Source organism: Pseudomonas sp. NPDC087615, from assembly GCF_044743445.1.
In the GTDB taxonomy this organism is placed as follows: Bacteria; Pseudomonadota; Gammaproteobacteria; order Pseudomonadales; family Pseudomonadaceae; genus Aquipseudomonas; species Aquipseudomonas baetica_A.
Window position 1 is genome coordinate 1 of sequence record NZ_JBIUWM010000104.1, and the last position, 7295, is coordinate 7295.

Annotated in this window: 4 protein-coding genes and 2 pseudogenes; all 6 read left to right on the plus strand. The window is 58.0% G+C overall.

The features are described from left to right. Nucleotides 1-77: 77 nt before the first annotated feature. Nucleotides 78-1199: pseudogene (locus ACIOU6_RS27260) on the plus strand (glutamine synthetase family protein); the annotation flags it as partial. 56 nt (nt 1200-1255) lie between these two features. Further along, entirely contained in the window at nt 1256-2620 is a 1365-nt protein-coding gene (locus tag ACIOU6_RS27265) for an aspartate aminotransferase family protein (protein ID WP_401139813.1), read from the plus strand. Between the two features lie 174 nt (nt 2621-2794). After that, a complete protein-coding gene (locus ACIOU6_RS27270; RefSeq protein WP_221734041.1) occupies nt 2795-3907 on the plus strand; it encodes a polyamine ABC transporter substrate-binding protein in 1113 nt (370 codons plus the stop codon). Between the two features lie 187 nt (nt 3908-4094). Further along, entirely contained in the window at nt 4095-5192 is a 1098-nt protein-coding gene (locus ACIOU6_RS27275) for a polyamine ABC transporter substrate-binding protein (RefSeq protein WP_221734040.1), read from the plus strand. A 66-nt stretch (nt 5193-5258) separates the two neighbouring features. Next, nucleotides 5259-6401: an ABC transporter ATP-binding protein gene (locus tag ACIOU6_RS27280; RefSeq protein WP_401139816.1), complete on the plus strand. Its 1143-nt coding sequence runs from the start codon at nt 5259-5261 to the stop codon at nt 6399-6401. 35 nt (nt 6402-6436) lie between these two features. After that, nucleotides 6437-7249: pseudogene (locus ACIOU6_RS27285) on the plus strand (ABC transporter permease subunit); the annotation flags it as partial. Nucleotides 7250-7295 lie beyond the last annotated feature (46 nt).

The following is a 7295-nucleotide window of genomic DNA, read 5'->3' on the forward strand; positions in this document are numbered from 1 at the left end:
TGTTACATACCCAAACCTCCTACTAAGAAGAAAACGACAACTATTACTAAATGAACGACCAGGCCGACAACTAAAATATCTGCCGCCCAGACCAGAACGCCGTGTACCTGGTGCCGTGGGCCATCGAGCCCACCGCGCAGGTGATCCACGACACCTACGACAAGCAAGGCAACCCGATCGAACTGTCGCCGCGCAACGTCCTCAAGAAAGTCCTGAAACTCTATGCCGACAAGGGCTGGCAGCCGATCGTGGCGCCGGAAATGGAGTTCTACCTGACCAAGCGCAGTGACGACCCTGACTATCCGTTGCAGCCGCCGATCGGCCGTTCGGGTCGTCCGGAAATCGGTCGCCAGTCGTTCTCCATTGAAGCAGCGAACGAATTCGATCCGCTGTTCGAAGACGTCTATGACTGGTGCGAACTGCAGGAGCTGGACCTCGACACGCTGATCCACGAAGACGGCACGGCGCAGATGGAAATCAACTTCCGTCACGGCGACGCGCTGTCGCTGGCCGATCAGATTCTGGTGTTCAAACGCACCATGCGCGAAGCCGCGCTCAAGCACAACGTGGCCGCCACCTTTATGGCCAAGCCGATGACCGGCGAGCCGGGCAGTGCGATGCACTTGCACCAGAGCATCATCGACATCGAGACCGGCAAGAACGTTTTTTCCAATGAAGACGGGACCATGAGTCAGTTGTTCCTGCACCACATCGGTGGTTTGCAGAAACTGATCCCTGAGCTGTTGCCGCTGTTCGCGCCGAACGTCAACTCGTTCCGCCGCTTCCTGCCGGACACTTCGGCACCGGTGAACGTGGAGTGGGGCGAAGAAAACCGCACCGTGGGCCTGCGCGTACCGGATGCCGGCCCGCATAACCGCCGGGTGGAAAACCGTTTGCCGGGCGCTGATGCCAACCCCTATCTGGCGATCGCGGCGAGCCTGCTCTGCGGTTACATCGGCATGGTCGAGGGTCTGAACCCGAGCGCACCAGTCGTTGGTCGTGGCTATGAACGCCGCAACCTGCGTCTGCCGCTGACCATTGAGGATGCGCTGGAGCGTATGGAAAACAGCGCGACCATCGAGAAATACCTCGGCAAAACTTTCATCACCGGCTATGTCGCGGTCAAGCGCGCCGAGCATGAAAACTTCAAGCGCGTGATCAGTTCGTGGGAGCGTGAGTACCTGCTCTTCGCCGTCTGATACGCCAGGCGCGGCGCTCAGGCGGCGCGCCTTCACCTCTAACAAGGAGAATTGGCATGACCAGCAACAACCCGCAAACCCGTGAGTGGCAAGCGCTGAGCAGCGATCATCACCTGGCCCCGTTCAGCGATTTCAAGCAGTTGAAAGAGAAGGGCCCACGGATCATCACCAACGCCAAAGGCGTTTACCTGTGGGACAGCGAAGGCAACAAGATCCTCGACGGCATGGCCGGTCTGTGGTGCGTGGCCATCGGTTACGGTCGCGATGAGCTGGCCGACGCCGCCAGCAAGCAGATGCGCGAACTGCCTTACTACAACCTGTTCTTCCAGACCGCGCACCCTCCAGCGCTGGAACTGGCCAAGGCCATCGCTGACGTCGCGCCAGCAGGCATGAACCACGTGTTCTTCACCGGTTCCGGCTCCGAAGGCAACGACACCATGCTGCGCATGGTTCGTCACTACTGGGCAATCAAGGGCCAGCCAAACAAGAAAGTCATCATCAGCCGCAAGAACGGCTATCACGGTTCGACCGTGGCCGGCGCGAGCCTGGGCGGCATGACGTATATGCACGAGCAAGGCGACTTGCCGATCCCGGGCATCGTCCACATCGAGCAGCCGTACTGGTTCGCCGAGGGCGGCGACATGTCGCCGGAAGAGTTCGGCATCTGGGCGGCGAATCAACTGGAAGAGAAGATTCTCGAAGTCGGCGTCGACAATATTGGTGCCTTTATTGCCGAGCCGATCCAGGGTGCCGGTGGCGTGATCATTGCGCCCGACACCTACTGGCCGCGCATCAAGGAAATCCTCGCCAAGTACGACATCCTCTTCGTTGCCGACGAAGTGATCTGCGGTTTCGGCCGTACCGGTGAGTGGTTCGGTAGCGATTTCTACGACCTCAAGCCCGACATGATGACCATCGCCAAGGGCCTGACGTCCGGCTATATCCCGATGGGCGGTCTGATCGTGCGTGACGAAGTGGTCGCGGTGCTCAACGAAGGTGGCGATTTCAACCACGGCTTCACTTACTCCGGCCATCCGGTGGCGGCGGCGGTGGGTCTGGAAAACATCCGGATTCTGCGCGAAGAGAAAATTATCGAGACCGTGCGCAACGAAACGGCACCGTATTTGCAGAAACGTCTGCGGGAACTGAACGATCACCCATTGGTGGGTGAAGTTCGCGGAGTCGGTCTGCTGGGGGCGATCGAGCTGGTGCAGGACAAGGCCACTCGCAAGCGTTACGAGGGCAAGGGTGTCGGCATGATCTGCCGTCAGTTCTGCTTCGACAACGGGCTGATCATGCGCGCTGTGGGTGACACGATGATCATCGCGCCGCCGCTGGTGATCAGCAAAGCGGAGATCGATGAGCTGGTGACCAAGGCGCGCAAGTGTCTGGACCTGACCCTCAGTGCGGTACAAGGCTAAGTGCTAGGCTCTGAGCGGGGGAGCCGCGGCGCTCTTGCTCAAAGCTGTCACAAAGGCGGGTCTTTTCTTGAAAGACCGCCTCTGAACTTGCCAGACTAGTCGCGGTTCCAGTTGTCCGGGTTCGGCCGCTGAACAAAGTGGTTCAAAAAAGAAAAAAATTTGGAGCATCAACGCATGAAGGCATTAGGCAAAAAGCTCGCTGGCAAGACTCTGCTCGCCATGTCCCTGATGGGAATCATGGCCGCTGCGGCTCAGGCGGACGACAAGGTGTTGCACGTCTACAACTGGTCGGACTACATCGCTGCGGACACCATCAAGAAGTTTGAAGACGAGTCGGGCATCAAAGTCGTCTACGACGTTTTCGACAGCAACGAAACCCTCGAAGCCAAATTGCTGGCAGGCAAATCGGGCTACGACATCGTCGTGCCGTCGAACAACTTCCTCGCCAAGCAGATCAAGGCCGGCGTCTACCAGAAGCTGGACAAGTCCAAGCTGCCTAACTGGAAAAACCTGAACACCGACCTGCTCAAAGCCGTAGCGGTCAGCGACCCGGGCAACGAGCACGCCTTCCCGTACATGTGGGGCTCGATCGGCATCGGCTTCAATGCCGAGAAGGTCAAGGCTGCATTGGGGGCAGATGCGCCGGTCAACTCCTGGGACCTGATCTTCAAGCCTGAAAACGCTGCCAAGCTGAAATCCTGCGGCATCAGTCTGCTCGACTCGCCAACCGAGATGATTCCGGTGGCGCTGCACTACCTGGGCCTGCCAACCGACACCCAGAAGAAAGAAGACATCGCCAAGGCTGAAGCGCTGATCATGAAGGTGCGTCCTTCGATCGCCTACTTCCATTCCTCCAAGTACATCTCTGACCTGGCCAACGGCAACATCTGCGTCGCTATCGGTTACTCGGGTGACATTTACCAGGCCAAGTCCCGCGCGGCTGAAGCCGGTGGCAAGGTGAAAGTCAGCTACAACATTCCGAAGGAAGGTGCCGGCAGCTTCTACGACATGATCGCTATCCCTAAAGATTCCGAAAACGTCGAAGGCGCCTACAAGTTCATGACCTTCCTGCAGAAGCCGGAAATCATGGCTGAAATCACCAACGCCGTGCGTTTCCCGAACGGTAACGCCGCTGCAACGCCACTGGTTGATAAAGACATCACCAGCGACCCGGGCATTTACCCACCGGCCGACGTGCTGGCCAAGCTATACGCGATTGCCGACTTGCCGGCCGCGACCCAGCGTTTGATGACCCGCAGCTGGACCAAGATCAAATCGGGCAAATAAGCCGGTTTGAGGCAGCAACCGCTGGCCGTCGTCTTTGCGAGGCCGGTCAGCGGGACAATTAAATGACAGAAAGTTTTGCTGGAACGGTTTTTCGAGGGTAAGTTGCGCGCCGGTTTTGTTGTCGGGCAGCCATGGCTGTCATGCAGCGCGGGGCAACTTGGGCCCACCTAATTTAGAGGACCTCCACGTGCCTATTTTTTCTTCTTTGCGCAATGCACTGCTGGTTGCTACCGGCCTGACGATCGCTGTTGGTGCCCAGGCCGCCGGTACCGTGCATATTTATAACTGGTCGGATTACATCGGCGAGAACACTCTGGCCGACTTCGAGAAAGAGACTGGCATCAAACCGGTCTATGACGTGTTCGACTCCAACGAAACCCTGGAAGGCAAGCTGCTGGCCGGGCGTACCGGTTACGACGTGGTCGTGCCGTCGAACCACTTCCTGGGCAAGCAGATCAAGGCGGGCGCGTTCCAGAAGCTCGACAAGTCTCAACTGCCCAACTATTCCAACCTCGACCCTGCGCTGCTCAAACGTCTTGAGCAGAACGATCCGGGTAACCTTTACGCCGTGCCTTACCTGTGGGGCACCAACGGCATCGGTTACAACGTCGACAAAGTCAAAGCGGTATTGGGCATCGACAAGATCGATTCCTGGGCCGTGCTGTTTGAGCCTGAGAACATCAAGAAGCTGCAAAGCTGCGGCGTAGCGTTCCTCGATTCGGCCGATGAAATGATGCCGACCGTGCTCAATTACCTGGGGCTGAATGCGAACAGCACCAATCCTGAAGATTACAAAAAGGCTGAGGCCAAGTTACTGGCGGTACGGCCTTATGTGACTTACTTCCACTCCTCCAAATACATTTCGGATCTGGCCAACGGCAACATTTGTGTGGCGGTCGGATTTTCCGGTGACGTCTTTCAGGCCAAGTCCCGGGCGGCTGAAGCCAAGAAGGGCGTGAACATTGCGTACTCGATTCCGAAAGAGGGCGGTGCGCTGTGGTTTGACATGTTGGCGATCCCCAAGGATTCGGACAACGTCAAAGAGGCCCATGCCTTCATCAACTATTTGCTCAAGCCTGAGGTGATCGCCCAGGTCAGTGATTATGTCGGTTACGCCAACCCCAATCCGGGTTCGGACAAGCTGATGGAACAGTCCATTCGCACCGACGAAGCGGTTTATCCACCGCAAGCAGTCCTCGACAAGACCTACGTGTCGACCGAGTTGCCACCCAATATTCAGCGTTTGATGACCCGTAGCTGGACCAAGGTCAAGTCGGGCAAATAAGGCACAAACATCCTGGGTTCGTCCGCATTGGGCGAGCTGCACTCTTTTTTTCTGGGAGTTTCGTAAATGGCAGTTGCCTCCGGCGCCTACAAGAAAGCCCTCGAGGGCGACCAGACACCTAAACAGGTGCTGGTCAAAATCGACCGGGTCACGAAGAAGTTCGACGAGACGATTGCAGTGGACGATGTGTCCCTGGAAATCAAAAAGGGCGAAATTTTCGCCTTGCTCGGCGGTTCGGGATCGGGCAAGTCCACTCTGCTGCGCATGCTGGCAGGCTTCGAACGGCCCACGGAGGGGCGTATCTTCCTCGACGGCGTCGACATCACCGACATGCCGCCGTACGAACGACCGATCAACATGATGTTCCAGTCGTACGCCTTGTTCCCGCACATGACGGTGGCGCAGAACATTGCCTTCGGCTTGCAGCAGGACAAGATTCCCAAGGCTGAGGTCGAGGCCCGCGTGGCCGAGATGCTCAAACTGGTGCAGATGAGCCAGTACGCCAAGCGCAAGCCGCATCAACTGTCCGGCGGTCAGCGTCAGCGTGTGGCGCTGGCACGTTCGCTGGCCAAGCGGCCGAAGCTGCTGTTGCTCGATGAGCCGATGGGCGCACTGGATAAAAAACTGCGTTCGCAGATGCAGCTTGAGCTGGTTGAGATCATCGAGCGCGTGGGCGTGACCTGCGTGATGGTGACCCACGATCAGGAAGAGGCCATGACCATGGCCGCGCGCATCGCGATCATGCACCTGGGCTGGATCGCCCAGATCGGCAGCCCGATCGACATCTACGAAACCCCGACCAGCCGCCTGGTCTGCGAATTCATCGGCAACGTCAACATCTTCGAAGGCGAAGTGATCGACGACGCCGAGGGCCACGCGACCATCACCTGCAATGACCTCGACCGGCAGATCTACGTGGGCCACGGGATCAGCACCTCGGTGCAGGACAAGTCGGTCACTTACGCGATCCGTCCTGAGAAGCTGCTGGTCACCGCCGATCAACCGACCTGCGAATACAACTGGTCGAGCGGCAAGGTGCATGACATCGCCTACCTGGGCGGTCACTCGGTGTTCTACGTCGAATTGCCGAGCGGCAAACTGGTGCAGTCTTTCGTTGCCAACGCCGAGCGTCGTGGCGCACGTCCGACCTGGGGCGATCAGGTTTACGTGTGGTGGGAAGATGACAGCGGCGTGGTACTTCGCTCATGAACATGCGCAAGTTCAAACGACGGCTCAACCGAATAATTCCCAATGGCCGCCAACTGGTCATCGGAGTTCCGTTCATCTGGCTGTTCCTGTTCTTCATGTTGCCGTTCTTCATCGTCCTGAAGATCAGCTTCGCCGAAGCCGACGTGGCCATTCCGCCGTACACCGAGATCTACACGTTCGCCGAGCAGAAGCTGGAACTGCTGCTTAACCTGGGCAATTACGCGTTGCTCGGTGACGACGAACTCTACATCGCCGCGTATCTTGGCTCGCTGAAGATGGCGTTTTTCAGCACGCTGTTGTGCCTGCTGATCGGCTACCCGATGGCCTACGCCATCGCCAGCGCTCGTAAAGAGCTGCAAACGGTGCTGGTGCTGCTGATCATGATGCCGACCTGGACCGCAATCCTGATCCGCGTTTACGCGTGGATGGGCATCCTCAGCAACAACGGTCTGCTCAACGGTTTCCTGATGAGCATGGGGTTGATCGATCAGCCGCTGCAAATCCTCAACACCAACCTGGCGGTCTACATCGGCGTGGTCTATTCGTACCTGCCGTTCATGATCCTGCCGCTGTACGCCAATCTGGTGAAGCACGATCAGAGCTTGCTGGAAGCGGCTTCCGACCTCGGTTCAAGTACCTTCAACAGCTTCTGGAAAATCACTATTCCGCTGTCCAAGAACGGGATCATTGCCGGCTGCATGCTGGTGTTCATCCCGGTAGTGGGCGAGTTCGTGATCCCGGAACTGCTCGGCGGTCCGGAAACCCTGATGATCGGTAAAGTGCTCTGGCAAGAGTTCTTCAACAACCGTGACTGGCCGGTGGCGTCGGCGCTGTCGGTTCTGATGATCTAGAACCTCTGTGTGCAGGACATCGAGGTCACGCGCGGACTCGCGT